Annotated in this window: 23 protein-coding genes and 1 tRNA gene; 11 read left to right on the top strand and 13 right to left on the bottom strand. The window is 66.1% G+C overall.

Annotation, left to right across the window (positions count from 1 at the left end; translation table 11 throughout):
• The first annotated feature begins 44 nt into the window (after positions 1 to 44).
• From Q8Z05_RS04030 to Q8Z05_RS04020, 3 genes are all read left to right on the top strand, one after another.
• Positions 45 to 803: an aspartate/glutamate racemase family protein gene (locus tag Q8Z05_RS04030; RefSeq protein WP_305942208.1), complete on the top strand. Its 759-nt coding sequence runs from the start codon at positions 45 to 47 to the stop codon at positions 801 to 803.
• 90 nt (positions 804 to 893) lie between these two features.
• Positions 894 to 2384, top strand: a complete 1491-nt coding sequence (locus tag Q8Z05_RS04025; RefSeq protein ID WP_305942207.1) for an NCS1 family nucleobase:cation symporter-1 — start codon at positions 894 to 896, stop codon at positions 2382 to 2384.
• A gap of 93 nt (positions 2385 to 2477) precedes the next feature.
• Positions 2478 to 3257 carry an SDR family oxidoreductase gene (locus Q8Z05_RS04020; RefSeq protein ID WP_305942206.1) on the top strand — a complete coding sequence of 260 codons (780 nt, stop codon included), beginning with the start codon at positions 2478 to 2480 and terminating at the stop codon, positions 3255 to 3257.
• A 27-nt stretch (positions 3258 to 3284) separates the two neighbouring features.
• Here Q8Z05_RS04020 and Q8Z05_RS04015 read toward each other — a convergent pair whose 3' ends face one another.
• From Q8Z05_RS04015 to Q8Z05_RS04005, 3 genes are read right to left on the bottom strand one after another with little or no spacing between them, the layout of a single operon-like run.
• Positions 3285 to 3686 (bottom strand): sterol carrier family protein, encoded by a 402-nt coding sequence (locus Q8Z05_RS04015; protein WP_305942205.1) that lies wholly within the window; start codon positions 3684 to 3686, stop codon positions 3285 to 3287.
• A 1-nt stretch (position 3687) separates the two neighbouring features.
• A complete protein-coding gene (locus tag Q8Z05_RS04010) occupies positions 3688 to 4704 on the bottom strand; it encodes an asparaginase (RefSeq protein ID WP_305942204.1) in 1017 nt (338 codons plus the stop codon).
• A gap of 56 nt (positions 4705 to 4760) precedes the next feature.
• Positions 4761 to 6338 (bottom strand): molybdopterin-dependent oxidoreductase, encoded by a 1578-nt coding sequence (locus tag Q8Z05_RS04005; protein ID WP_305942203.1) that lies wholly within the window; start codon positions 6336 to 6338, stop codon positions 4761 to 4763.
• A gap of 91 nt (positions 6339 to 6429) precedes the next feature.
• On the opposite strand from Q8Z05_RS04005, the gene purD reads away from it, so the two are divergent.
• Both purD and Q8Z05_RS03995 read left to right on the top strand, forming a co-directional pair.
• Complete coding sequence (gene purD, locus Q8Z05_RS04000) at positions 6430 to 7746, top strand: phosphoribosylamine--glycine ligase (RefSeq protein ID WP_305943475.1); 1317 nt, start codon at positions 6430 to 6432, stop codon at positions 7744 to 7746.
• A 1-nt stretch (position 7747) separates the two neighbouring features.
• Complete coding sequence (locus tag Q8Z05_RS03995; protein ID WP_305942202.1) at positions 7748 to 8701, top strand: phosphoribosylaminoimidazolesuccinocarboxamide synthase; 954 nt, start codon at positions 7748 to 7750, stop codon at positions 8699 to 8701.
• Here Q8Z05_RS03995 and Q8Z05_RS03990 read toward each other — a convergent pair.
• Entirely contained in the window at positions 8698 to 9972 is a 1275-nt protein-coding gene (locus Q8Z05_RS03990; protein ID WP_305942201.1) for a helix-turn-helix domain-containing protein, read from the bottom strand. The two genes, Q8Z05_RS03995 and Q8Z05_RS03990, sit on opposite strands and share 4 nt — an antisense overlap.
• A gap of 131 nt (positions 9973 to 10103) precedes the next feature.
• Here Q8Z05_RS03990 and Q8Z05_RS03985 point away from each other — a divergent pair, with 131 nt between their 5' ends.
• Together Q8Z05_RS03985 and Q8Z05_RS03980 are read left to right on the top strand one after the other, a co-directional pair.
• The gene (locus Q8Z05_RS03985) at positions 10104 to 10334 is read left to right on the top strand and encodes a hypothetical protein (protein WP_305942200.1); all 231 of its coding nucleotides are present in this window, start codon (positions 10104 to 10106) and stop codon (positions 10332 to 10334) included.
• 98 nt (positions 10335 to 10432) lie between these two features.
• Positions 10433 to 10777 carry a hypothetical protein gene (locus tag Q8Z05_RS03980; protein ID WP_305942199.1) on the top strand — a complete coding sequence of 115 codons (345 nt, stop codon included), beginning with the start codon at positions 10433 to 10435 and terminating at the stop codon, positions 10775 to 10777.
• 84 nt (positions 10778 to 10861) lie between these two features.
• On the opposite strand, the gene Q8Z05_RS03975 is transcribed toward Q8Z05_RS03980, so the two are convergent.
• The 5 genes from Q8Z05_RS03975 to Q8Z05_RS03955 form a co-directional block, all read right to left on the bottom strand.
• A tRNA-Pro gene (locus tag Q8Z05_RS03975) sits at positions 10862 to 10938 on the bottom strand.
• Between the two features lie 82 nt (positions 10939 to 11020).
• Complete coding sequence (locus Q8Z05_RS03970) at positions 11021 to 12853, bottom strand: ABC transporter ATP-binding protein (RefSeq protein ID WP_305942198.1); 1833 nt, start codon at positions 12851 to 12853, stop codon at positions 11021 to 11023.
• On the bottom strand, positions 12850 to 14670 hold the full coding sequence (locus Q8Z05_RS03965; protein WP_305942197.1) for an ABC transporter ATP-binding protein: 1821 nt from the start codon (positions 14668 to 14670) through the stop codon (positions 12850 to 12852). Before Q8Z05_RS03965 ends, Q8Z05_RS03970 begins: the two co-directional genes overlap by 4 nt.
• 136 nt (positions 14671 to 14806) lie before the next feature.
• The gene (locus Q8Z05_RS03960; RefSeq protein WP_305942196.1) at positions 14807 to 15751 is read right to left on the bottom strand and encodes a metallophosphoesterase; all 945 of its coding nucleotides are present in this window, start codon (positions 15749 to 15751) and stop codon (positions 14807 to 14809) included.
• Between the two features lie 8 nt (positions 15752 to 15759).
• Complete coding sequence (locus tag Q8Z05_RS03955; RefSeq protein WP_305942195.1) at positions 15760 to 18048, bottom strand: transglycosylase domain-containing protein; 2289 nt, start codon at positions 18046 to 18048, stop codon at positions 15760 to 15762.
• A 37-nt stretch (positions 18049 to 18085) separates the two neighbouring features.
• Here Q8Z05_RS03955 and Q8Z05_RS03950 point away from each other — a divergent pair, with 37 nt between their 5' ends.
• Genes Q8Z05_RS03950 through Q8Z05_RS03940 form a run of 3 tightly spaced genes read left to right on the top strand, consistent with a single transcriptional unit; the run spans position 18086 to position 19741 of the window.
• A complete protein-coding gene (locus Q8Z05_RS03950; protein ID WP_009359196.1) occupies positions 18086 to 18241 on the top strand; it encodes a DUF4177 domain-containing protein in 156 nt (51 codons plus the stop codon).
• A 2-nt stretch (positions 18242 to 18243) separates the two neighbouring features.
• The gene (locus Q8Z05_RS03945) at positions 18244 to 18813 is read left to right on the top strand and encodes a RidA family protein (RefSeq protein ID WP_305942194.1); all 570 of its coding nucleotides are present in this window, start codon (positions 18244 to 18246) and stop codon (positions 18811 to 18813) included.
• Positions 18814 to 18829: 16 nt separating this feature from the next.
• Positions 18830 to 19741 carry an NUDIX hydrolase gene (locus Q8Z05_RS03940; protein WP_305942193.1) on the top strand — a complete coding sequence of 304 codons (912 nt, stop codon included), beginning with the start codon at positions 18830 to 18832 and terminating at the stop codon, positions 19739 to 19741.
• A gap of 77 nt (positions 19742 to 19818) precedes the next feature.
• Here the strand turns inward: Q8Z05_RS03940 and Q8Z05_RS03935 are convergent, their stop codons facing one another.
• Positions 19819 to 20496, bottom strand: coding sequence for a Crp/Fnr family transcriptional regulator (locus Q8Z05_RS03935; protein ID WP_011693220.1), 678 nt, complete (start codon positions 20494 to 20496; stop codon positions 19819 to 19821).
• Between the two features lie 262 nt (positions 20497 to 20758).
• Between Q8Z05_RS03935 and Q8Z05_RS03930 the strand changes: the two genes are divergently transcribed.
• Positions 20759 to 21943 carry a MarP family serine protease gene (locus Q8Z05_RS03930; protein ID WP_305942192.1) on the top strand — a complete coding sequence of 395 codons (1185 nt, stop codon included), beginning with the start codon at positions 20759 to 20761 and terminating at the stop codon, positions 21941 to 21943.
• Between the two features lie 43 nt (positions 21944 to 21986).
• Here Q8Z05_RS03930 and Q8Z05_RS03925 read toward each other — a convergent pair whose 3' ends face one another.
• From Q8Z05_RS03925 to Q8Z05_RS03915, 3 genes are read right to left on the bottom strand one after another with little or no spacing between them, the layout of a single operon-like run.
• On the bottom strand, positions 21987 to 23027 hold the full coding sequence (locus Q8Z05_RS03925) for a DUF2332 domain-containing protein (RefSeq protein ID WP_305942191.1): 1041 nt from the start codon (positions 23025 to 23027) through the stop codon (positions 21987 to 21989).
• An 18-nt stretch (positions 23028 to 23045) separates the two neighbouring features.
• Entirely contained in the window at positions 23046 to 23522 is a 477-nt protein-coding gene (gene aroQ / locus Q8Z05_RS03920) for a type II 3-dehydroquinate dehydratase (RefSeq protein ID WP_305942190.1), read from the bottom strand.
• Between the two features lie 41 nt (positions 23523 to 23563).
• On the bottom strand, positions 23564 to 23950 hold the full coding sequence (locus Q8Z05_RS03915; RefSeq protein WP_305942189.1) for an SRPBCC family protein: 387 nt from the start codon (positions 23948 to 23950) through the stop codon (positions 23564 to 23566).
• Position 23951: the final 1 nt, after the last annotated feature.

Raw genomic sequence — 23951 nt, 5'->3', positions numbered from 1 at the left:
TACCCACCGACCGCCCCGTCCAGCACGAAAACGGAAGACCCACTATGCGCATCCTTGTTGCCAACGTAAACACCACGCAGTCCATGACGGACTCGATCGCCGCCCAGGCCCGGTCCGTCGCGGCGCCGGGGACCGAGATCGTCGGGATCACGCCAAGGTTCGGCGCGGACTCCTGTGAGGGAAACTTCGAAAGCTACCTCGCCGCCATCGCCGTCATGGACGCCGTGGTCAACTACCCGGAGCCGTTCGACGCCGTTATCCAGGCCGGGTACGGCGAGCACGGCCGCGAGGGGCTGCAGGAGCTCCTGGACGTTCCCGTCGTGGACATCACCGAGGCGGCCGCTTCCACGGCGATGTTCCTTGGCCACAAGTATTCGGTGGTAACCACCCTTGACCGTGCGGTTCCGCTCATCGAGGACCGGCTGAAGCTGGCCGGCCTCGATGCGCGGTGCGCCTCGGTGCGGGCCAGCGGCATGGCCGTCCTTGAACTGGAAGAGGAGCCGGAGCGGGCAGTCGAAGCGATCATTGAACAGTCGCTGATCGCCGTCCGCGACGACAAGGCCGAGGTCATTGTCCTGGGCTGCGGCGGGATGGCCGGCCTGGACGAGGAGATCCGCAAGCGTGCTGGTGTCCCGGTGGTGGATGGAGTGGCGGCGGCCGTGACGATCGCCGAGTCCCTGGTGCGGCTGGGGCTGTCCACGTCCAAAGTCCGGACATACGCCACCCCGCGGCCCAAGACCGTCATAGGCTGGCCCCTCACGGAGGGGAACATGGTGGCCACCAGCCGGGCGTCCGGGCATTGACCGGAAGTGGGCTGAACCATATTCTCGCCAGAGGGAGTGTTCCGCGATACGTAGTCCCGGATAGCCCTCAAAGAACAGATCGAGGCCGCCATGTCTACCCGGAAAAACGACCTTGAGGATGCCGAGCTGGCCCTCAGCTCGGCGGATCCATCCCTCTACAACGAGGATCTCGCCCCGTTGCCGGCTTCCCGACGCACGTGGGGCTGGTTCGCCATCTTCAACGTATGGTCGAACGACATCCAGAGCCTGGCGGGCTACACGCTGGCAGCAAGCCTTTTCATCACCGCTGGCATCAATGGCTGGTTCGTTTTCGCCGCCATCCTTCTCTCGGGGTTCATCATCAAGGTACTCGTTGACCTGAGCGGCCGGCCCAGCGTCAAATACGGCTTCCCCTTTCCCGTGCTCGCACGTGCCTCGATGGGCGTGCGAGGGGCCCAGTTCCCGGCAATTGTCCGCGCCGTGGTAGCCATCTTCTGGTACGGGGCACAAACGTACTTCGCCTCGACGGCCATTTCATTGGCTTTGAACGCCCTTCTTGGACGCCCCGGCGGCCCTGAGTTCCTGGGGATGGACTGGGTGTCCTGGGCTTCTTACGTGATCGCCTCCGCCCTGCAGGTCTTGCTGTTCCTGGGCGGAATCGAACGCATTGCACATTTCCTCAATGTCGCCGGACCGGCCGTTTACGCGGTGATGATCGCCCTGCTCGTTGCGATCTGGGTACAGGTGGGCGCTGAACTACCCCAGGCCGTCGGAACGATTTTTTCCAGGGCCGATGTCACAGGGTGGGCTGCCTTCTCGGCCTTCGCGGGAGTGACGGGCACCATGGTGGCCTACTTCGCCGCCGTCGTTATCAATTTCGGAGACTTCGCCCGAAACGTCCGGACGGAGAAGGCCATGCGTTTGGGCAACCTCACCGGACTTCCGCTCAGCCTGGCACTTTTCACTTTCCTCTCCGTCTTCATCACGGCGGGTGCTTTCCTCCTCTACCAGGACGGGCAGGGAGAGCCGCTGACCAATCCGGCCGACATTGTCGGGCTTGTGGACAGCGTCCCCCTCACTGTGCTGGCCGCCGTGACGTTCCTGGTCGCAACCCTTGGCATCAATGTTGTGGCCAACTTCATCCCCCCGTCCTACTCGCTCTCCAATATCAGCCCTGCCAGGATCTCGTTCCGTAAGGCCGGAATGATCACCGCAGTGGCGGGCTTCGTGATCGGGGCGCTGTGGGTGGCGGTCATCTCGACGATCGGACTGCCCAAGTTCGTGGACACGCTTGGAGCCGTGCTTGCACCGCTCTACGGCATCATCATTGCCGACTACTACTTCGTGCGGAAGCAACGCCTCAATCTCCACGACCTGTATTCAGCCTCCCCCCAAGGGGCATACCACTACACCAACGGATGGAACCGGCGGGCGCTGATTGCTTTCGGTCTGGCTGCCATATTCTCGATCCTCGCCGTGTGGCTGCCGCAGCTGGCGCAGCTGAGTGGGTTCGCGTGGATCCTGGGCGCCGCGTTGGGCGGCATCTTCCACTGGGCCGCCATGCGGAAGATTGCAATCCACCCCTCCGATAATGATCGGTAAGAGGAATCGTTGCTGCCACCATCAAACGGCGAGCGCCGTGATCGATTCATCGTCCATTTCCGGCGTGGCCGGAACTTCTAAGAGGAGCCACGAATGACTGCAACCCACCGGCCTGTACCACCCCACCGGCCGGGGCCAGTCGCCGTCGTGACCGGTGCGGGTTCCGGGATCGGCCGGGCAGTGGCGCGGCTCATGCTGGCCGACGGGTACCGCGTGGTGCTGGCCGGCCGCCGGGAGGAGCCGCTACTGGAGTCCGCGGCAGGCCACCGCCAGGCGCTCACCGTGCCGTGCGATGTGACGGTGCCCGACGACGTCGAACGCCTTTTCGCTGCTGCCCTCCAGCGGTGGGGGAGGGTGGATGTCCTGTTCAACAACGCGGGCGTGTTCGGCCCGGCGGCGTCCGTGGACGAGATCAGTGTGGCCGACTGGGACGCGGTGGTGGCGGTGAACCTTACCGGTTCCATGCTGTGTGCTGCCGCTGCGGTGCGGGCCATGAAAGCCCAGGAACCGCAGGGTGGCCGGATCATCAACAACGGGTCCATCTCCGCGCATTCCCCCCGGCCCCGGACCGTGGCGTATACGGTGACCAAGCACGCCATGACAGGGCTGACCAAGAGCATCGAGCTGGACGGCCGGGGGTTCGGCATCACATGCGGCCAGATCGACATCGGCAACACCGCCACGGACATCATGGGCACCATCGGCGTGGATTCCGGCGCCCTGCAGGCTGACGGCAGCCGACGTGTGGAGCCCACGTTCCCCGTGCAGGACGCCGCCCGCGCGGTGCTGCTGATGGCAAGCATGCCGCCGTCGGCCAGCGTCGGTTCGGTGGTCATCACGGCAGCAGGAATGCCGTTCATCGGCCGCGGCTAGGACCTTCCCGGCGTCCCGGGCCCACAGCTAGAGCGGCAGCAGCTCCGACAGGTCCGCCCGGAGGCCTGACGCGGCGACCTTCCCCGAGGCGACGGCGTCTGCCCAGCTCAACTGGCCGGTGGCCATCGCCAGCCAGGTGGCGGCGTCGCACTCAATCACGTTCGGGGGAGTGCCGCGCGTGTGCCGCGGGCCCTCCACGCACTGTGTGACGCCGAACGGCGGAACGCGGACCTCCACGGAATTGCCCGGGGCCCTCGCCGTGACTTCCTCCAGCGTGTAGCGCACCGCGGTCGCGGTCACCGCGCGCGGAACGCCCGACGCCGGAACGCCGGACGCCGGAACGCCCGACGCCGGAACGCCGGCTTCCAGCCACGCGGCCAGGGCTGCGCGGCCTTCCTCGATGTCAATGCGTCGTCGTGAAACAGCCATGTCAGTCCAACAACGCCGAGACGGCGTGGCCCAGCCGGATTTTGCCCACGGGGCGGCCGCCGCCGAGCACGGGTTCCACCACTTTTTCGAGGACGCTGGAGACCCCCGGGATGTCCACTGCACCGGAGGCAGCAAGCAGGGTAAGGCCCACCAGGGTGGTGGCGCGCAGGTTTCCGTCCAGCACCTTGATGGCCACCGAAACTCCGGTGGTGGTGGCCATGGCCAGGACGCCTTCGGCGCCGATCTTGGCGATGATCTCCAGTTCGTCCATCACGATGGTGTTGGGTTCGCCCTTGCCCTGGACGGCCCAGGGGTAGTCGAGCATGGAGGTGGCGATGGTGGCGGCGCGGGCATTGGAGTTCTTGTCGCCGGGGGCCTTGGCCAGCCGTGAGTATGCCCGTGCCAGCCCGGTCAGGGAGATGGCCGCCACCGGAGCGCCGCAGCCGTCAATGCCCAGGTGCGCGATCCGCTCACCGGAGTATTCTTCGATTGCCGAGCGGACCCGCTGCTGCAGCGGGTGGTTGGGTTCAAGGTAGCTGTGGGTGTCCCAGCCGTTTTCGGTGCAGGCCCAGAGGAAAGCAGCGTGCTTTCCCGAGCAGTTGAACGCGAGTTTGGACCTGCCCTGTTCGGACCGGATGAGCCAGTGGCGGGCGTTCTCGTCCTGCGGCCACGCCGTGGGGCATTGCAGCTGGTCTTCCTTGACTCCCGCGGCCTTCAGCATCCCCTCCACCACATCCATGTGGTCCAGGGACCCGGTGTGGCTGGCGCAGGCGAGGGCAACCTGGGCGCCGCGCAGTGGGACGCCGGCCTGCATGGCCGCCAGGGCCTGCAGGGGCTTGAGTGCAGAGCGGGCGTAGATGGGGGTGGTGATGTCGCCGAGCTGCGTGACTACCGTTCCGTCGGCGGCAAGAACCACGGCCGAGCCGATGTGCCGGGATTCAACGAAACCGCTTCGTTCCACGACTGCCAGTTCGACGGCGGACTCCACTGTGAATGTGGCATGCGGATTTTCTGGCATGGCTAAAGTCTATGGTGCCGCTGCCGGAAACCCGGGAAATCCGGGGCCATGGCCGGCTATTGAACAGTCACCATGACCGACTGCCAGCCGGAGGCGCCGTCGGGTACGGGATCGGCACGCTTGTCGGTCTGGACCTCGCCGGTACCGTCGGTGGCACGGGCCTTGATGTAGTGCGGACCCGGCGTGGCGTCCCATTCGAAGGACCACTGGCGCCACGTCACCACGGAGGCTTCGGTGGACAGCACTGCCTCGGTCCAGGGGCCGTTGTCGATCTGCACTTCCACCTTGGTGATGCCTCGGGTCTGCGCCCAGGCTGTGCCGCCGATGGCCACCTTCCCGGCCGGAACCTGCGCGAAGGACTTGGGCACCTCCACCCTGGCCATGGTTTTGATGGGGCCGCGTTCGGACCAGCCGCGGTCCGTCCAGTACGCCTTGCTGTCCGCGAAGCGGGTGACTTCCAGGTCAACAACCCATTTGGTGGCAGAGACGAAGCCGTACAGGCCCGGAACCACCATGCGCACGGGGTACCCGTGTTCCAGCGGCAGCGGTTCCCCGTTCATGCCGATCGCCAGCATGGCGTCCCTGTCATCCTGCAGGACTTCCAGCGGCGTCGAGGCACTGAAGCCGTCCTCGGAGGTGGAGAGCACCATGTCGGCGCCGTCCTTGGGCCGCGCCATCTTGAGGACCTCGCGCAGGGGAAAGCCCAGCCATTTGGCGTTGCCCGCGAGGTTTCCGCCCACCGGGTTCGACACGCAGGTGAGGGTCACGTGGGATTCGATCAGGTCGGCGTCGAGCAGGTCCTGGAAGGTGAGCGTGACTTCCTGTTCCACCAGACCGTGGACGCGGAGCTCCCATTCCTCGGCGTTGATCTCCGGCACGCTCAAGGCGGTGTCGATCCGGTAGAACTCGCCGTTGGGGGTGACCCACGGCGTGACTCCCGGGGCGGCGGACTGCACGCCCGCCGGGACAGCGGGCGCTGCCTTGGCCGGCGAGGGCAGCTGGAGCGATTCGCGGGCCTGGGCAATGTTGCTCCGGGCTGCGCTGAGCAGCCGCCCGCCGGTGGCCGCGACAGCAGCAGCTGCCGCAGTGATCGCGGTGGCGGCGACGAAGCCGCGTCGCGTCGTGGCCGGACGTTCGGTGTCCTTGGCGGCCACGTCCGCGGCAACACCCGGCCAGGGGCGCATTTGCCACAGCCGCTTCATCAGTAGGCGCAGCGCGACCAGGCCGGCAGCGGTGCCGATGAGCGAGGGGACGGCGTCCAGCGGGTCCACACCGGCCCGGGTGACCACGCTGGCAACAATCACCGCACCCATCAGGAGAACGCCGGCAGCACCCAGCGCCCACTTCCGGTAGGCCACCACGCCCAGCACGCAGGCAAGCAGGAAGATGGTCAGTCCCATGCCCGCGAACAAAGCAGCCTTGTCATTGGTGCCGAACGTCGCGATGGCAAAGTCCTTCAGCCACGGCGGCGTGAAGTCGATGAACGTGGAGCCGAGGGCAATGAGCGGCGTTGCCCGCGCCGTGAAGAAGGCGCCGATCAGTTCCGCAACGGAAAGTACGACGGCGGCCGCGGCCACGCCTGCCAGCGCCGCCAGCGCGGCGGGACCCTTGAGCCAATTCGTGAGCTTCTTCATGCCGGTGGTTCGTAGCTGCCGGCGTTAAGGATTGACCGGGACAGGTCACGGCTTAGGACCGGACCGGGTGCACAAAGTACCCTTGGAGACTGTGAAGGTACTTGTCATTGGCCCTGGTGGCCGCGAACACGCCATTGTCCGCTCCCTGCTTGCAGACCCCAACGTTTCCGAAGTCCACGCGGCTCCGGGCAACGCGGGCATCGGCAAACTCGTCCCCACTCACAACATTGACGGCAATGATCCGGCGGCCGTAGCCGCCCTGGCCACCAAGCTGACCGTGGACCTTGTCGTGGTGGGCCCCGAAGCACCCCTGGCCGCAGGGGTTTCCGATGCCGTCCGTGCCGCCGGGATCCCGGTGTTCGGGCCCAGCAAGGCCGCGGCCCAGCTCGAGGCCTCCAAGGCCTTTGCCAAGCAGGTCATGGCCGAGGCCGGTGTGCCCACCGCCATGGCACGGGTTGCCAGCACCGCCGAGGAAGCCGCTGATGCGCTGGACACTTTCGGCGCCCCCTACGTGGTCAAGGACGACGGCCTGGCTGCGGGCAAGGGCGTGGTGGTCACCAACAACCGGGACGAAGCCCTGGCGCACGCGCAGACCTGCTTCGAGGCCGGCGGCTCCGTGGTGATCGAGGAGTTCCTGGACGGTCCCGAGGTTTCCGTGTTTGTGCTGTGCGACGGCCGCAATACCGTGGCGCTCTCGCCGGCGCAGGACTTCAAGCGCATCTTCGACAACGACGAAGGCCCCAACACGGGCGGCATGGGCGCCTACACCCCGCTGGAATGGGCTCCGGATGGCCTGGTCCAGGAAGTCATCGAACGCGTGGCGCAGCCCACTGTCAACGAGATGGCTCAGCGGGGAACCCCGTTCGTGGGCGTGCTGTTCGTGGGCCTTGCCCTGACCTCGCGGGGCACCCGTGTCATCGAGTTCAATGTCCGCTTCGGCGATCCCGAAACCCAGGCCGTCCTGGCCCGGCTCAAGACCCCGCTCGGCTCGCTGCTGCTGGCAGCCGCCAAGGGCGAACTGGACAAGGCGGAAGAGCTGCGCTGGTCCAAGGACACCGCGGTCGCCGTCGTCATCGCCTCCGAAAACTACCCCGACACCCCGCGCACCGGCGACCGCATCCGCGGGCTCAAGAAGGTGGACGAGCTGGAAGGCGTGCACGTCATCCATGCCGGCACCAAGCTGGACGAGGAAGGCAAAGTGGTCTCCGCCGGCGGCCGCGTGCTCGCCGTGGTGGCGCTGGGAACCGACCTCGTGGAGGCCCGCGAACGGGCGTACGACGGCGTGGAGCTGGTTCAGCTGGAAGGCGGACAGTTCCGTACGGACATCGGGCGTAAGGCGGCCCGCGGCGAAATCAAGGTCTCGTCCGGCGCAACAGGTTCGCTGCCCGTAACGAAGGCAAAGGCATAGCATGACTGAGAATTCCCCCCTCGAGGCCGCCTCCAAGGCAGGCCTGGACACCGCTACGCTGGACCTGCCGGGCTGGCGCCACGTGTATTCCGGTAAGGTCCGGGACCTTTACGTTCCCGCGGACGAATCCCTCGTGGAGCAGTTTGGCCAGGAGTGCGTCCTGGTCGTGGCGAGTGACCGCATCAGCGCTTACGACCATGTGCTCTCCAGCGAGATCCCGGACAAGGGCCGCATCCTCACCCAGCTGAGCCTCTGGTGGTTCGACCAGCTCGACGTGGAGCACCACGTGCTCGCATCCACCGTGGAGGGCGGGGTTCCGGCAGCGGTCGAGGGCCGGGCCATGATCTGCAAGAAGCTGGATATGTTCCCGGTGGAATGCATCGCCCGGGGCTACCTCACCGGCTCCGGACTCGTGGAATACCAGCAGTCCCGGACCGTCTGCAGCATCCCGCTGCCGGAGGGCCTGGTGGACGGTTCCCGCCTGGACGAAGCCATCTTCACCCCGTCCGCGAAGGCCGAGGTCGGGGAGCACGACGAAAACATCACCTATGACGCCGTGGTGGCCCTGGTGGGCGAGGACGTTGCCGCCCGGCTGCGGGAGCTGACGCTGACGATCTATACAAAGGCCGAGGAAATCGCCCGCGGACGCGGCATCATCCTGGCGGACACGAAGGTGGAGTTCGGCTTCGACGTGGCCACCGGCGTGATTACCCTGGGTGATGAGGTGCTTACCCCGGACTCCTCGCGGTTCTGGGACGCCGCCACCTATGAGCCGGGCAAATCCCAGCCGTCCTATGACAAGCAATACGTCCGCGACTGGCTGACGTCAGCGGAGTCCGGCTGGGACCGCGCTTCGGACACACCGCCGCCGGCACTGCCGGAGGACGTGGTGAGCCGTACCCGCGGCCGCTACGTTGAGGCCTACGAAAAGCTCACCGGCCTGAGGTTCGTCTAGCTGGCCTCTGCCGCGGCCTTGGCGGCCGCGGCACGCCGCTGGGCGAGCTTGATCTCCAGCACGGCGTCCATGGCCTGCTGGACACGGTCGGAAGCGCCGGCGGCGCTGAACTCCTGCTGGGCTTCTTCCAGGAGCACCAGAGCTTCGTCGGATTCCCCGGCGGCCTTGAGGGATTTCCCCAGCAGCAGTGAGACTTCGCCGGCCGTGTGGCGGGCGAGGGCCTTCCGCTCGGCGTGGATCTCGCGGAGCTTGTCCACTGCGGCAGGGATGTCGCCGGTGAGGTACAGCCAGCGCGCCCGGATGAACGCGACTTCCAGCTGGTCCGTCTTGTTTCCGCCCACGATGGACAGGGCCAGTTCGGCGCGCTCGATTGCGGAGAGGGTTTCCGGTTCCACGATGCCGGAGGAGAGCCGGACAGCCGCGGAGGCCTTGTTGAAGCGGGCCCACAGCTCGATGTCGTTGGCCGGGGAGAGCAGTTTGGCGGCACGTTCGTGGTACTTGATGCCCTCGGGGTAGTCATGCCGCATGAAGGCAACATTGCCAATCACCCAGGCCACTTCCCCTGCGAGCTGGGAGATGGATTGGTCGTCCATCTGGTCGTTCATGGCCTGGCAGTAGGTCCAGGCTTCGTCCAGCCGGCCGCTTTCGGCCAGGGCGCCAATCAGCGCACGCAGCGCGCCGATGATCAGCGTGGACCCCTTGGGCAGCTGCGAGCACAGTTCCACGGCCTTCTGGGCATGCTCGACGGCGGTGGCCAGCTGGCCCTGCCCGTGGCACACCGCGGCAAGCATCTGCCGGGCACGGACTCCCAGGCCGGCGGATTCGGTGGCCATGGGGTGCTCCAGGAGGTGCAGCATGATGTTCTGGCATTCCTGTAGCTGGCCCTGCTTCATGAGGCATTCCGCCTGCATGTAGGTCATGTTCCACCAGGCGCTGGTGTTCTTGCCCTCCAGGGCGATCTGGGCGGCAGTGGCGGCGTGCGCAGCCGCGAGCGGGTAGTCGCGGAGGTCCCAGGCCTGGCGGGCGTACAGCCCTGCCAGCACGTACTCGGCGTCGCTGACCGAGATGGGCTGGCTCCAGGCTTCCAAGGCTTTGGGGGCCAGTTCGAGCCGGCGGGCTAACTCTTCGATAACATCGGCGGTTGGTTCACGCCGGCCTGTTTCCAAGAGGGAGATGTAGCTGGGAGAATAGAGGTCCTTTCCCAGTTCTGCTTGCGTCAACCCACGTTCGAGTCGTTCGGCGCGGAGCTTCTCCCCGAATCCGTTCCCCACGGGTTTCCTCCTTATTCCGGACAGTCTTTATACCAAATGCTTGACAGTCTCTGTGGAAAACATTTTACAATGTATGTCAACAAGGGCAGTGCTGACTTTGTAACGAATCCGACTCGTATTGAGGAAACCTAATGTTGAAGAAGATTGCAGCCGCCGCCGCACTGGCTGGCGCACTGGCATTTTCAGCCGCAGCCCCCGCAGTGTTGTCTGCAGGTCCTATCGGCAATTGGGCGGATCAGCTGGGAAGCACCATCGCCATCGGTAACTGGCCCGATCCCATGCAGGTTGCCCAGGCCATCGGTAACTGGCCGGACCCCATGTCTTTCCCGTCATACATCGGCAACTGGCCGGACCCGATGTAAGCGGTTGATGTACTTCCCGCAAGGGAACACAGGCTCCGGGACATGCGCGAACCATGTCCCGGAGCTATTTTTTGGCCAAACGACGCAAGGGGAGTGTCATGAACCGCAGCGAACCGAATGACTTGAAGCGCGCCTATGCCGCGTGGACCATAGCGGGGACCTCCCTGATCGTGGCCGCCGTTGCGGGGTCGGCAATAATCGAGGTGTTGGACGGAACGGCCGATGGCGGAACGCTGGCGTGGGGGATCGTAGGCATTGCGTCGCTGTTGGAGGCGCTGGTGCTCTTTGCCTATGGACTCCGGCTGAGGCACCGTTACATAAACCAGGTCCGGACCTATGACAGCCGCGGAGACTACCGGGAGGACGACGGCTCCGGGCGGCCACGGATTCCGCTGGTGGGCGACGGCCAGGCCAGTCAACGATCCACGTTCGAGGGCCTCTGACTCACGCGGGCGTGCCCCCGTCAGGGTGGAAGCCGCCGGAACAAAAGCAAGAGGGCCTTCCGAATGGAAGACCCTCTTGCTTTTTGGTCGGGATGACAGGATTTGAACCTGCGACCTCGTCGTCCCGAACGACGCGCGCTACCAAGCTGCGCCACATCCCGATCCGTTGCTTCAAAAGCAACTTCACAAGAGTATCCGATTCCGGCCCCCATGTGAAATCGGCGGCTTGAAGCTTCACAGGAGCTAGACCAGCGAGTCCTTCCACGCCCCGTGCAGCTCGGCGAACCGCCCGCCGCCGCCGATTAGTTCCTCCGGCGTGCCGTCCTCCACGACGCGTCCGTCATGGACCACCAGGACGCGGTCTGCGGTCTCCACCGTGGACAGCCGGTGTGCGATGATCAGGGCCGTCCGCCCGGTGTCGTGCCCTGCGACGCCCTCCAGGAGGCCGGCGAGCCCGCTCTGAACCAGGCGCTCCGAGGGGATGTCCAGCGAGGAGGTGGCTTCGTCGAGGATGAGTACGGCCGGGCGGGCCAGGAATGCCCTGGCAAAGCTGATGAGCTGGCGCTGGCCGGCCGAGACGCGTCCGCCGCGCTTGTTGACGTCGGTGTCGAAGCCCTCGGGGAGTTCCATGATGAACTCGTGGGCGCCCACGGCCCGGGCGGCTTCCTCGATTTCCTCGCGGGAGGCTTCCGGGCGGCCGAGGGCGATGTTGTCCGCCACGGAGCCGCTGAACAGGAAGGCCTCCTGGGTGACCATCACCACGTTCCGCCGCAGGTCCGGTGTGGCGAGGCTCCGCAGGTCCATGCCGTCCAGGGTCACGGAGCCTTCGGACACGTCATAGAAGCGGGCGATCAGCTTCGCCAGCGTGGACTTACCGGCGCCGGTCTGACCCACCAGGGCAACAATCTGTCCGGCGGGGATGTGCAGGTCCAGCTTCGGAATGATGACGGGCCCGTCGCCGTACCGGAACTCCACGCCGTTGAAGTCGATGGTGCCGCGGGCGTCACGGAGCGCTACCGGGTTCTTCGGGGGCCGCACGGTGGGAACCTCCTCGAGCAGCCCGGAGACCTTCTCCAGGGCAGCCTGGGCGCTCTGGAACGAGTTGTAGAACATCGCCATCTGGTCCACCGGCTGGAAGAAGCGCTTGGTGGACAGGATCAGGGCCAGCAGCACACCCACGGCGAGGTCCCCGCCCAGCACCCGGAAGCCGCCGAACAGCAGCACCACGGCAACGCACACGTTGCCGATCAGCACCAGGCCAGGCTGGAAGACGCCGTTGAGGTTGATCGAACGGACGGTCACCCTGCGGTAGTCCTCGGAGAGTACGCCGTAGCGTTCGGCGTTTTCGCGTTCCTTGCGGAACGCTTTTACCGCACGGATGCCGGTCATCGTTTCCACGAAGTGCACGATCAGGCGTGCCGAGACCACCCGGGATTCGCGGAAGGCGATCTGGGAGTGCTTCTGGTACCAGCGGGCCAGGAAATACATGGGAACCCCTGCGGCCAGCACAATCAGGCCGCTGCGCCAGTCCAGGGCGAACACGGTGATGGCCGTGAACACCATGAAGAGCAGCCCCGAGGCCAGCGAGCTGACGCCCGAGTCCAGGAGTTCGCGGAGTGCTTCAAGGTCGGAGGTCTGCCGGGCGATGATGCGCCCCGACGTGTACTTCTCATGGAACTCCAGGCTGAGCCGCTGCGTGTGCCGGAAGACGCGGACGCGCAGGTCCAGCAGCATCGCCTGGCTCAGTCTGGCCGTGGACGTCACGTACAGTGCGGTGAGGCCGGCAGTGGCGGCCGCCGCGGCAAGGTAGGCGACGCCGGTGAGGACCAGTGGCATGTTGTCCCCGGCACGAAGAGCCGGCAGTGCATGGTCGATGCCGAAGGCGATCAGTGCCGGGCCGGCCACCCGGGCGGCCTGCGAGAGAACCACCATGGTGATGGTGAGCCAGAACCGCAGCCGGACGGGACGGATCAGGGACCCCAGCAAGGCGAGCGACCGCCGTCGTACGGTTTTGCTTTCGCTCTTGCTCAGGCGGGTGTTGTCCTCGTTGGCGGTGCCGAAGGTAGCGGTGCTCATCGGGAAATCTCCTCGGACTCGTCCTCTAGTTCTGAGAGGTCGGACAGTTCGGAATCCAGGTCCCGGGGTTCCGTTTCAAGGCTGGCGATCACGTAGCGGTAGTGCTCGTTGTGAGCCAGCAGTTCGGTATGCGTCCCGACGGCGGCGATCCGCCCTTCCTCGAGCAGCGCCACCCGGTCCGCCAGTGCCACGGTGGACGGCCGGTGGGCGACAATCAGTGTGGTGGTGTCGGCAAGGACCTCGCGCAGCCGGGTTTCCACCAGCTCCTCGGTGTTGACGTCCAGCGCGGACAGGGGGTCGTCCAGCACCAGGACTTTGGGCTTCGCCGCGATGGCACGGGCCAGGGCGATGCGTTGCCGCTGGCCGCCGGACAGGCTGAGGCCTTCCTCGCCGATCAGCGTTTCCAGGCCGTCGGGAAGCGAGTAGACGAAGTGCGCCTGGGCCACGTCGAGGGCTTCCTCCAGCGCCTCCTGGCTCCGCTCCCTGGCCCCGAGCAGGACGTTGTCGCGGACGGAATTGGAGAACAGGGTGGTGTCCTCGAAGGCCACGCCCACCACGGTGCGCAGTTCCTCCACGGAGAACTCGCGCAGGTCCACGCCGTCGATGGTGATGGAGCCCGCGGTGACGTCGTAGAGGCGGGGGACCAGCTGGAGCAGCGCACTTTTGCCGCTGCCGGTGATGCCCACAAGGGCCATGGTCTCGCCGGGGCGGATCTGCAGGCTGACGTCCTTGAGGATCGGCTTGTCCGGGGCGTCCTCAAAAGCGAACGTCGCGGCGTTGAAGCTGAGGGCTCCGGTGAGCTGCGCCGGATTGCGGGGCTGCTCCGGGCTGGTGATGGTGTTGGCCGCGTCCATGACTTCGAAATGCCGGTCAATGGCTGTTTTGGCCGTCAGCGCCATGGCCAGCAGCATGCCGCAGAATTCCACCGGTGCGGCGATGACGGCCGCCGTGGCGAAGAATGCCACCAGGGCGCCGATGCTGAGCTGTCCGTCCGCGGCCAGCATGATGCCCACCACCAGGCCCGCACCGAGCGCCAGTTCGGGCAGGAGGGTGACCACCATGCTGAACGTGGCAAGGTGTTTAGCCTTGGCGATCTCGGTCTGACGGAGTTCCTCGGCTTGTTCGTTGAAGTTTTCCAGGGCCTCTCGGCTGCGGCCGAACGCCTTGAGCACGCGGATGCCGTGGACCGATTCCTCCACGGTGGTGGCGAGGTCGCCGGCCTGGTCCTGGCTGCGGCGGGCCACTTTGCTGAAGCGTGTCCGGAACCGGAATCCGTAGACCATGATGGGCACGGCCGCGGCCAGGAAGATCAGCGCCAGCTGCCAGCTCATGGAGAACATCACGGCGACGCCGATCACCACCGTCAGCGTGGTCACCACCAGCATGATGGCGCCGAACGCCATCCAGCGCCGCAGGAAGTTCAGGTCCGTCATGGCCCTGGAGAGCAGCTGCCCGGATCCCCAGCGGTCGTGGAAGGAGACCGTCAGGTCCTGGAGATGCCCGTAGAGCGACACCCGCATCCGGGTTTCCACGGTGGTTGCAGGGTTGATGACGAACTGGCGGCGGAGGGCAACCAGCCCTGCTTCGGCGACGCCCAGGCCCAGGATGATCAGGGACGCGGTCAACACAGCGTCGGTGGCTCCGCCCGGCCGCAGCGAGTCATTGACGAGCACCCGCAGGACCTGGGGGATGGCAAGCGCCACGATGCTGGCCAGGAGGGCGCACAGGAGTCCCATAATTAGCCGCGGGATGATCGGCTTTACATGGGGGTAGAGTCGGCTGATTGACGTGAAGAATGGAGTCTGCTGCTTGGCCATGCCCGCTTCTTAAAGCTCAACTGCGAATGTAGTTTCCTTTAGCAACTACCCTATGCCATGGAGTGACGCCGTTCACAGGATTCCACACGCCGCGGGAATCTTGCCCAGTCATTGCGGTTCGTAATGACCCGGCGGCTTAGCGCTCCGTCAAAGTCAGCAGGACGGCCTCCGGCCGGCAGGCGATGCGCACCGGTGCGAAGCGCGAGGTGCCGATCCCGCCCGACACGTTCACCGGCGTCGTGCGTCCGTTGCTTTGCCAGTCGTTGAGGCCTTTGGCTCGCCACGTGGGGATATCGCAGTTGGCCACCAGGGCGCCGTAGCCGGGCAGGCAGATCTGGCCGCCGTGGGTGTGGCCGGCGAGCAGGAGGTCCGCGCCGTCCTCGGTGAAGTGGTCCAGCACGCGCTGGTAGGGCGCGTGGATGACCGCCACCCGGAGATGGGGAGTGCTGTCCTGGCCCTTGGTCCCGCGCGGCCAGCCGGCGTACCGCTCCAGTTTCAGGTGGGGATCGTCGACGCCGGAGAAGTCAAAGCGCAGGCCTTTGAGGACCACGGACTGGTTGCGGTTGGTCAGGTCCACCCAGCCGGACATCCCGAAGTAGGAGCGCAGCCGGGGCCAGTCGAGTTCCACGGGCTTCTCATGTGCCTTCGAGGGGCCCATGAAGTACGACGCCGGGTTCTTGAGCTTGGGTGCGAAGTAGTCGTTGGAGCCCGGCACAAAAACGCCCGGATAGTCCATCAGCGGCGTCAGCGCTTTCAGCAGCGGATCGATCGCCTTGACGTGGCTGAGGTTGTCTCCGGTGTTCACCACCAGGTCCGGCTCCAGGTCAGCCAGCGAGGCCAGCCACTGTGCCTTCCGGTTCTGTCCCGGGACGAAGTGGATATCGCTCAGGTGCAGGACCCGGAACGGACCGAACCCCGGGGGGAGGATGGGCAGCGTTTCCTCGCGCAGGACGAACTGGTTCTTCTCCCAGAGGCCGTATCCGGCCGCGGCCAGGCCGGCTGCGGCACCGGCGGCTGCCGTGACGGCAAAGCCGCGTCCGATGCTCCGGGCGCGGCTTGCCAGCGACGTTGCGTCCACCATCGGGGCCCTTACCCGTTGCCCTTGCCGTTGTCCTTGGTGGGCGAAGGCTCCGGGGCTGCGGTGGTGGGCGCGGGTGCAGGCGCCGTGCTCTGCGTCGTCGGGGTGGTCTGCCGCGTCGTCCCGCTGATCATGTTGGACGGCGGTGCCGTGAACGGGTTGGTGCCGTACGCCGGCGCCACCTGCGTCATGAAGTTGGAGAACATCGGACCGGCGATCATGTAGCCGTCGATGCCCTTGTAGAACTTGCCGTTGACGGTGACGTTCTGGCCTGCCCGCTGCTGCGACCCGAGCGCGTCGCCGAACCACGACGCGGTGGCCAGGCCGGTGGTGTGGCCCACCACCCAGGTGGACCCGTTGTTGTTGGACGTACCGGTCTTGGCAGCGATCGGGAAGCTGGTCCTGGTGGAGATCCGGGGCTGGATGAGCGAGCCGGATCCTCGGTTGAGGACCTCCTGCAGGGCATAGTTCACGCCGCGGGCGACTTCCGGCTTGAGCGCGTCGCGGCAGTTCGTGGACTGGGCCGGCAGCTGTGCGCCGGTCTGGTCGGTCACCGACGTGATGGCGATCGGGGCGCAGTACTTGCCGTCGTTCGCGAAGGTGGCGAAGGCGCTTGCCATGGACAGTGGCGACGTTTGCCTGGAGCCGAGGAGGTTACCCAGCGTCGTCATGGTGATGGGCGGCTGGGCGTTGACCACCTTTCCCGTGTCGTCCCTCTGGGGAAGGCCCTCATGGAGGCCCACTGCGTCCACAATCTTCTGGATTCCGCACAGATCCACCTTGGCCGCGGTGGCAAACGTCATGGTGTTGATGGAGTTTGCGAGGCCGTCGAGGACCGACATTGACCGGTAGTAGCCTTCCTCGGCGTTCTGCAGGTCCTTGGATTCGCCGTTGGTGCTGTCGTACCAGCCTACAGTCGGGGTCGCGCACGTGTTCTTCCACGGGAAGTTCTGCGGATAGCGACGCACCGCGCCGTTCAGGACCGCGTTCATCGAATTGCCCTCGTTCAGCCATTGGGCAAACGTGAAGGGCTTCATGGTTGAACCGGGTTGCGCACCGCCGAGGCCGTTGAGGTCGTTGCCGTTGGCATCGTACTGGTCGACGTTGAAGTTGAGCTGGCTGTCGAACTTGCCGTCACCGGCGAACCACACGGTGTTCTGGGCCATGTTGATGATCTTGCCGGTGTTCGGCTGGACCGACACCAACGCAGCGCCCCACTTGTCCGGGTTGGCGCCCGCCGATGCGTCCACCTGGGCCTGGGCCGCGTTCTGGGCGTTGGGGTCAAGGGTGGTGGTGATGGTCAGGCCGCCACGGAAGACCTTGCGCTCACGCTCGGTGGCGTCTGCGCCGTAGGCGGGATCATTCAGCAGGAGGTGCAGGACGTAGTCGCAGAAGTACGGGGCCGTGGATGCATAGGCGCAACCCTGGCGGGCAGGGGTGACCTTGGTTTCCACCGGAGTTGCAACGGCGGCCTCGTAGTCCGCCTGCTGGATCTTGCCCTGGGTGTACATGGCATTCAGCACCTGGTCGCGGCGGTTCTTCGCGTTGTCAGGGTTGTTGATGGGGTCGTAGAACGACGGGCTGTTGACCAGTCCGGCCAGCAGTGCGGCCTGGGGGAGCGTCAGGTCCTTGGCGGAGCTGCTGAAGAAGAACTTGGACGCGGCTTCGATGCCATAGGCGTCCCGGTTGAAGAACACGATATTGAGGTAGCCCTCGAGGATCTGTTCTTTGGTGAACTTCTTCTCCAGGGCGATGGCCAGCTTCATCTCGCGGAGCTTGTCGCCCACGCCCTTGTTGACGCCGTTGAGCTTGATGTCCTCGGTGTTGCCCTCAGCTTCGAGCGAGGCGTTGATGACGTTGTTCACGTACTGCTGGGTGATGGTGGAGGCGCCCTGCTTGTTGCCGCGGGCCGTGCTGACCAGCGCGCGCATGATGCCGGTGGTGTCCACGCCGCCGTGCTCGTAGAAGCGGCTGTCCTCGATGGCGATCACTGCGTCCTTGATGAATGGCGACATCTGGTCCAGTGAAACGCGGGTGCGGTTTTCGGCATAGAGGTTGGCGATCAGGCTGCCGTCAGCCGCAAGGATCTTGGTGGACTGGCTGGGCGGGTCCACCTGCAGCTCCGCCGGGAGGGTGTCGAAGAATTCGATGGATCCGCTGGCCGTGCTGCCGGAAACAGCGGCCGCCGGGACCAGCAGGCCCGCCACCAGGACACCACAAATAGCGCTCACGCCAAGGAAGGCAAGGATCTTTCCGAGGGTGGTGGCCGTGTCGAATAAAGGGTTCTTACCAGTCGCCATGTTTTCCACTTTACCGGCAAGGACTAGTCTTTAGCTCATGACCAAATGGGAGTACGCCACGATTCCGCTCATTATTCACGCCACGAAGCAGATTCTGGACCAGTGGGGAGAGGACGGCTGGGAGCTCGTCCAGGTAGTCCCCGGTCCCGACGGCAACGGCCTCGTTGCCTACCTTAAGAGGGAGAAGCAGTAGTTATGACAACCCCTGCAGGTACGGCGCCGGAAACCCCGGCCCACGCCCAGAATCCGGCCTCCGGGGCGGAAAGCGGAGCCCCGGTTTCCGCCGTCGAACAGCGGCTGGCGGAGCTGGGATTGACCCTCCCGGACGTTGCGGCCCCGGTGGCCGCCTACGTTCCCGCCGTCATCTCCGGCAACCATGTTTACACCTCCGGGCAGCTGCCCTTTATTAACGGCAAACTCGAAGCTACGGGCAAGGTGTCAACGGGCACCGAAGGCTTCGCGGATGAACCAACCGTGTCTCCCGAAGACGCCAAGCGCTTCGCCGCGGTCTGCGCTGTCAACGCACTGGCAGCGGTCAAAAGCGTGATCGGCGACCTCGACCGCATCACCAGGATCGTCAAGGTTGTTGGCTTCGTTTCCTCCGATCCGTCCTTCACCGGCCAGCCGGGAGTCATCAACGGCGCGTCGGAACTCCTGGGCAAGGTCCTCGGCGACGCCGGCCAGCACGCCCGGTCCGCCGTCGGTGTGTCGGTGCTGCCGCTGGATTCGCCGGTGGAAGTCGAACTGATCGCCGAATTCAGCTAAAGGCCGGTCACTTCCCTTGCCCCAGTTAGCCCGTCGCCTGTTTGTGCTGCCTCCCGAACTCGAGGGGGCAGCACAAAGCTGGCTCGAACACGGCGAGCGGACCCCGCGTGCCGCCCGTCCCGCATCCTCCGTGGTCCTGCTCCGTGACGCTCCCACCGGACTTGAAACCTGGCTGGGCTACCGTCCGGGTTCCTCCCCGCTCGGCGTCCTCGCCTTTCCGGGTGGATCCCTGGAGTCGTCCGACGAGGACGCTGTCGGCTGGATCGGCCCCACACCGCAGCATTGGGCGGACCAGATGGGAACGTCCGACGTCGGCCTGGCGCGCCGCCACGTGGTGGGTGCCATCCGCGAACTCTTTGAAGAAACCGGTGTGCTCCTTGCCGGCCCGGATCTGTCCACAACAGTGGAGGCCACCTCCACACCCGAATGGATGCGCGCCAGGATCGCCGTTGCCGAACAGGAGAAATCCTTCACTGATGTCCTCGCCAAGCGCGGACTGTCCATCCGCACGGACCTGCTGAAACCGTTGGTCAACTGGCTGAGCCCGGACTTTGCGCACCGCCGTTTCAACACGCGCTACTTCGCCGCCACCGTGCCGGTGAACCAGCAGCCCACATTGCTGCAAAGCAAAGGCGTGTGGGGCCGCTGGGTCTGTGCCAGCAAGGTCATCGCCGAACGTGACACCACAGCGTTGGGCGACGAAGTGGGCCAGGAAAACACCGTGGGACTCACACTCGGCCAGCTGCTGGTGCCCGGCTCCGAGATCATGCTCGAAAAGATGGCGGCCGCCAACGGGTGCATCGCCTACCTCAGCTACAAGCGAAAGGCCCACGTCTACCAGCCGAAGCTGGTTGAAGAAGACGGCAAGCTGATGCTCGAAGTCGAGGCCGCCAAGACCGTCGCCGGCGAGCCTCAGCGCGAGCGCTAACGACACACAAACTTCCTGGCGACACCGGAATCCGGGTGTCGCCAGGCATTTTCTGTGTCGCGGGATCGCGGATAAACCTAGCGGGAGCGCTGGCGGAGGCGCTGCATGTCAAGGATCACGACGGCGCGGGCTTCGAGGCGGAGCCAGCCGCGCTGCACGAACTCGGCCAGCGCCTTGTTCACGGTTTCGCGGGAGGCACCCACCAGCTGGGCCAGCTCTTCCTGCGTGAGCTCGTGGGCCACCAGGACGCCGTCGGTTGCCGGGCGGCCGAAGCGGTCGGCCAGGTCCAGCAGTGCCTTGGCCACTCGGCCCGGAACGTCGGAGAACACGAGGTCGGACAGGGAGTCGTTGGTGCGGCGCAGGCGGCGGGCCAGGGCCTGCAGGAGCTGGGCCGAGACCTCCGGGCGGGTGCGCAGCAGGGCGTTGAGGCTTTCGTTCTTCAGGCCGGCCAGGCGGGTCTCCGAAACCGCGGTCGCGGTGGCCGTGCGGGGGCTCGGATCGAAGAGCGCCATTTCGCCGAAGAGTTCGCCCGGGCCGAGGATGGCCAGCAGGGACTCGCGGCCATCGGGGGACGTGCGGCCCAGCTTAACCTTGCCGGATACGATGAAGTACAGCTGATCACCCTGGTCGCCTTCGCGGAAGACCGAGGCTCCGCGCGACAGGTCCACCTCCGTGAGCTCGTCCGTGAGTAGACGGAATGCCTCGTCGTCGAGCGTGGCGAATAGGGGTGCGCGGCGCAATACCTCGATGTCCATGAAATCTCCTGAGTAAATGTGTCGGCTGGGGCGCTTCAGCCATTGTTTCAGAATTTTCAAGGTTCTGTGACGTACTTGGCACGTGAAACGCCTGAAACGGGGCGTTTGAGGCCCACGCGGGGCGCTTTGGTGGAAATATTGCGACGGCGCTGCTCCGGTTTTCGCAGCATTTTGCCGGTGATGCGGGGCGCCCCCACGTCACGGCAAACTGTCAGGGTCCGCACTTAGAATTGGGACTTACCTGTTTCTGTGAGGAGCCCCTGTGTTCGGCTTGACCATCCTGGACCTGGCCTTGATCCTGACGCTGCTGTCCTATTTGATCTACGGCCTGCGCAACGGCTTCCTGGTGACCCTCGGCGGCATAGCCGGGTTCATTGTTGGCGCCGTGGCCGCGTTTGTTTCCGTACCCATCGTCAGCGACCTCGTAGAGGACAGCGGCTGGCGGCTGACCGCGATCGTGGGCGCCGCCGTCGTGCTGATTGTCCTGGGCCATGCGCTGGGAACCATGATCGGCCGCAAAATCCGCAGCGCGGTGCGGATCCAGCCGCTGCGGGCCATGGACCGCGTGGTGGGCGGCGCAGTCAACGTGGTGGTGTCGGCGCTGGTCATGTCCATGCTCGCCTTCAGCATCAGTGCGCTGGGCGTCCCGTTCGTTTCCCAGCAGCTGGCGGAGTCCAAAGTCATCCGCTTCATCGACGGCCTCACGCCCGTGCCGGTGAAAACTGCCGTGGCGCAGCTGCGCTCCACCGTGATCGGGGACGGCATACCCACACTTATCGAGGGGCTCGGGCAGGGCCAGCAAGTGGCCATTCCCAACGCGAGCACGGACACGCCTGCCCTGAACCGCGCGGCGGAATCGGTCCTGAAGATTGCGGGCACCGCATACCAATGCGGCCAGAACCAGACCGGAAGCGGCTTTGTGGTGTCGCCGGGACGCGTTGTGACGAACGCCCATGTGGTGGCGGGCGTGTCGCAGCCGGTGGTGGAGATTCCCGGCGGCGGAGCCATGCCCGGCCGGGTGGTCTACTTCGACGGCCAGCATGACCTTGCCGTCCTGGCCGTGGACGGCCTCCCGTCGTCACCGCTCCAGCTGAGCGCGGACCTGCCGGCCGGAAGCGCGGCCGCTTTCGCCGGCTACCCGCACGGCGGTCCGTTCCAGTCCAAACCGGCAACAGTGCAGGACATCGCCTCCGTCCTGGTTCCGGATATTTATGGCGGGAACCCGGCACCCGAGGACGTCTACCGGCTCGCCGGCGACGTCCAGCCGGGCAACTCCGGCGGGCCGCTCCTGACCACCGAGGGCCAGGTTGCCGGTGTGATCTTCGCCAAGGCAACCTCGGACTCCGACATGGGCTTCGCCATCACCATGGATGACCTCGGTCCGGTTGCCGCCCAGGCGCCGGGGCTCAGCAGCCCCGTGTCATCCGGGCAGTGCATCCAGAAGTAGCTACCGGGCAGCCGACGGGGCGGCCCTAGAGGTCCCCGGCCGCCTAGAGCCATTCCAGGCTCTGGCCGTGCGGTCCGGCGATGGCCATGGGGACGCCGTCCTGAAGCAGGAGGAACCGGCCCCGCAGCCGGGCGTCATCCATTTCCGGCACCACTACGGAGCCGTCCGCCTGGGCAAGCACCGTGTGGCCCTCGTTGGACAGCCAGTGGCAGCCGCGCTCGGCCGCAAGGGTGCCGATCGTGGCCCGGAAGGCTTCCCGCCGGGCGGAGCTTAGGTACGCCATCACCGCGCTGTGGAACACCACAAGGGTTGCGTCCGGCGGGGCCTGGTCCGCCAGCGGGACCAGCTGCTCGTTGAGGTCTCCTGCCAGCAGCAGCGGCGGGTCCTGTCGAGCGATGGCTATGGCCCGGCGCAGCCTCTCGCGGCGGAATTCCTGCTCCGGCCAGATGAGCGCTTCCAGCCACGCGACGTCGTCGGGGTTGTTGATGTCCAGGGGGTTCAGGTCTATCCCGGCCCGCCAGACCACGTGGGGGAGCGCGGCGGGAAGCGGGACTGCCCCTTCCACGGTGCACCGGAGAACGGGAGGTCCGTCCGCCGGGGACCCGGCCACGTCCGGTTGCGGACGCAGCCGCATGACTGAGGTGCCGTCGTCGTACTCATAGGCGTACTTGTCCGGGAACAGGGCCAGGCCGGCAGAGGCGCCCACCTCGATCAGGGCCAGGGGACGGCCCGTTGAAGCGGCGATGGCGGCGAGGGACGGCAGCAGCGTGGCGCACCTGCCTGTCTCGTTGGTCTGGGTGGCGCGGGCGAGCACAGTCCGGGAGACGTCGTCCCAGCGGGCCAGGAGGAACTCCCGGAACTCGGGGTACGGGGTGATGCCCGCCCCGAGGAAGCGCGCGGCGGCCAGGACCAGCAGGGGCTGGCGTTTGTTATGCGGCCACTGTTCAATGCGGCGGATAAGTTCAGGATCGTCGGCGATTCCAAGGGACCATTCCGCGTAGCACGGCGAGGAAGCTGGCGCATCGACAATGCCGAAGCTCCGGTACCAGTCCGCCGTTCCCGCCGGTCCCGTGCCGCCGGGCATGTCAGGGCCTGCCCATGATCAGGCCCTGCCGGCGTTCAGCTCTGCGAGGTATTCGACGGCGAACCGGTAGCCCATCACTCCCGCGCCGGCGATCACGGCCTTGCTGATGTCCGAAAGGTAGGAGTGGTGCCGGAATTCCTCGCGGGCATGGACGTTGGTGATGTGGACCTCGACGGCGGGAATCTGCACCGCGGAGATGGCATCGCGGATGGCCACGGAGGTGTGGGTGTACGCACCGGCGTTGAGGACGATGCCGACCGCCCTGCCGCGGGCGGCGTGGATGGCGTCCACCAGCGCGCCCTCGTGGTTCGACTGGAAGCAGTCGACGTCCAGGCCGTACCCGGCAGCGGTGTCCTTGGCGAGCTGTTCGACGTCGGCCAGCGTGGCCGTGCCGTACTTCTCCGGTTCCCGCGTTCCCAGCAGGTTCAGGTTGGGACCGTTCAGGACAAGGATAGTGCCGCGGCCGGCTTCGGTGGCGGGGGAGGCTTCAGTCATGGGAGCCAATCTATCGCTTAGCGGGCAGCGTTCGGGGTTTTTTACGGCGGGCTGACGGGCGGGACGGTGATCCTGGCGATGCGCCGAAGGGCCGCTGCGCAGACGGGGAGGTACGCCGGCGCCCACCACGGAACGGTGAAGGTGACCCGGCAGCCGTCGTCCTCCGGAACCACACGGTGCCCGGTGGCGCGGATGCCGGCCACTGACCAGGACCAGGAGCGGCCCTCACGGAATTCCGTCACCGTGAACGGCAGGGTGGCGCCGGCTGCCGTTCGAACGCGTCCGCTGCTGCCAGCGGTGAAGCCGGCGGAATCCAGTTCGGCGCCCCGCACGGAGGGCCCCCACTCCGGCCAGCGTCCGACGTCGGTGAGCAGCTCCCACACAGCCCCGGCGGGCGCCGCGATATGCCGTGAGACGGCGAACCGCACG

Source organism: Arthrobacter oryzae, from assembly GCF_030718995.1.
Lineage (GTDB): Bacteria > Actinomycetota > Actinomycetes > Actinomycetales > Micrococcaceae > Arthrobacter > Arthrobacter oryzae_C.
Note: the sequence above shows the minus strand (reverse complement) of the source record. Positions and strands in the feature narration are given on the sequence as shown.

Excerpts from the sequence above, each read along its gene's own strand:
- Q8Z05_RS04030 (WP_305942208.1), top strand. The coding sequence starts at position 45 with ATGCGCATCCTTGTTGCCAACGTAAACACCACGCAGTCCATGACGGAC.
- Q8Z05_RS04025 (WP_305942207.1), top strand. The coding sequence starts at position 894 with ATGTCTACCCGGAAAAACGACCTTGAGGATGCCGAGCTGGCCCTCAGC.
- Q8Z05_RS04020 (WP_305942206.1), top strand. The coding sequence starts at position 2,478 with ATGACTGCAACCCACCGGCCTGTACCACCCCACCGGCCGGGGCCAGTC.
- Q8Z05_RS04015 (WP_305942205.1), bottom strand. The coding sequence starts at position 3,686 with ATGGCTGTTTCACGACGACGCATTGACATCGAGGAAGGCCGCGCAGCC.
- Q8Z05_RS04010 (WP_305942204.1), bottom strand. The coding sequence starts at position 4,704 with ATGCCAGAAAATCCGCATGCCACATTCACAGTGGAGTCCGCCGTCGAA.
- Q8Z05_RS04005 (WP_305942203.1), bottom strand. The coding sequence starts at position 6,338 with ATGAAGAAGCTCACGAATTGGCTCAAGGGTCCCGCCGCGCTGGCGGCG.
- Q8Z05_RS03995 (WP_305942202.1), top strand. The coding sequence starts at position 7,748 with ATGACTGAGAATTCCCCCCTCGAGGCCGCCTCCAAGGCAGGCCTGGAC.
- Q8Z05_RS03985 (WP_305942200.1), top strand. The coding sequence starts at position 10,104 with ATGTTGAAGAAGATTGCAGCCGCCGCCGCACTGGCTGGCGCACTGGCA.
- Q8Z05_RS03980 (WP_305942199.1), top strand. The coding sequence starts at position 10,433 with ATGAACCGCAGCGAACCGAATGACTTGAAGCGCGCCTATGCCGCGTGG.
- Q8Z05_RS03970 (WP_305942198.1), bottom strand. The coding sequence starts at position 12,853 with ATGAGCACCGCTACCTTCGGCACCGCCAACGAGGACAACACCCGCCTG.
- Q8Z05_RS03965 (WP_305942197.1), bottom strand. The coding sequence starts at position 14,670 with ATGGCCAAGCAGCAGACTCCATTCTTCACGTCAATCAGCCGACTCTAC.
- Q8Z05_RS03960 (WP_305942196.1), bottom strand. The coding sequence starts at position 15,751 with ATGGTGGACGCAACGTCGCTGGCAAGCCGCGCCCGGAGCATCGGACGC.
- Q8Z05_RS03955 (WP_305942195.1), bottom strand. The coding sequence starts at position 18,048 with ATGGCGACTGGTAAGAACCCTTTATTCGACACGGCCACCACCCTCGGA.
- Q8Z05_RS03950 (WP_009359196.1), top strand. The coding sequence starts at position 18,086 with ATGACCAAATGGGAGTACGCCACGATTCCGCTCATTATTCACGCCACG.
- Q8Z05_RS03945 (WP_305942194.1), top strand. The coding sequence starts at position 18,244 with ATGACAACCCCTGCAGGTACGGCGCCGGAAACCCCGGCCCACGCCCAG.
- Q8Z05_RS03935 (WP_011693220.1), bottom strand. The coding sequence starts at position 20,496 with ATGGACATCGAGGTATTGCGCCGCGCACCCCTATTCGCCACGCTCGAC.
- Q8Z05_RS03925 (WP_305942191.1), bottom strand. The coding sequence starts at position 23,027 with ATGCCCGGCGGCACGGGACCGGCGGGAACGGCGGACTGGTACCGGAGC.
- aroQ (WP_305942190.1), bottom strand. The coding sequence starts at position 23,522 with ATGACTGAAGCCTCCCCCGCCACCGAAGCCGGCCGCGGCACTATCCTT.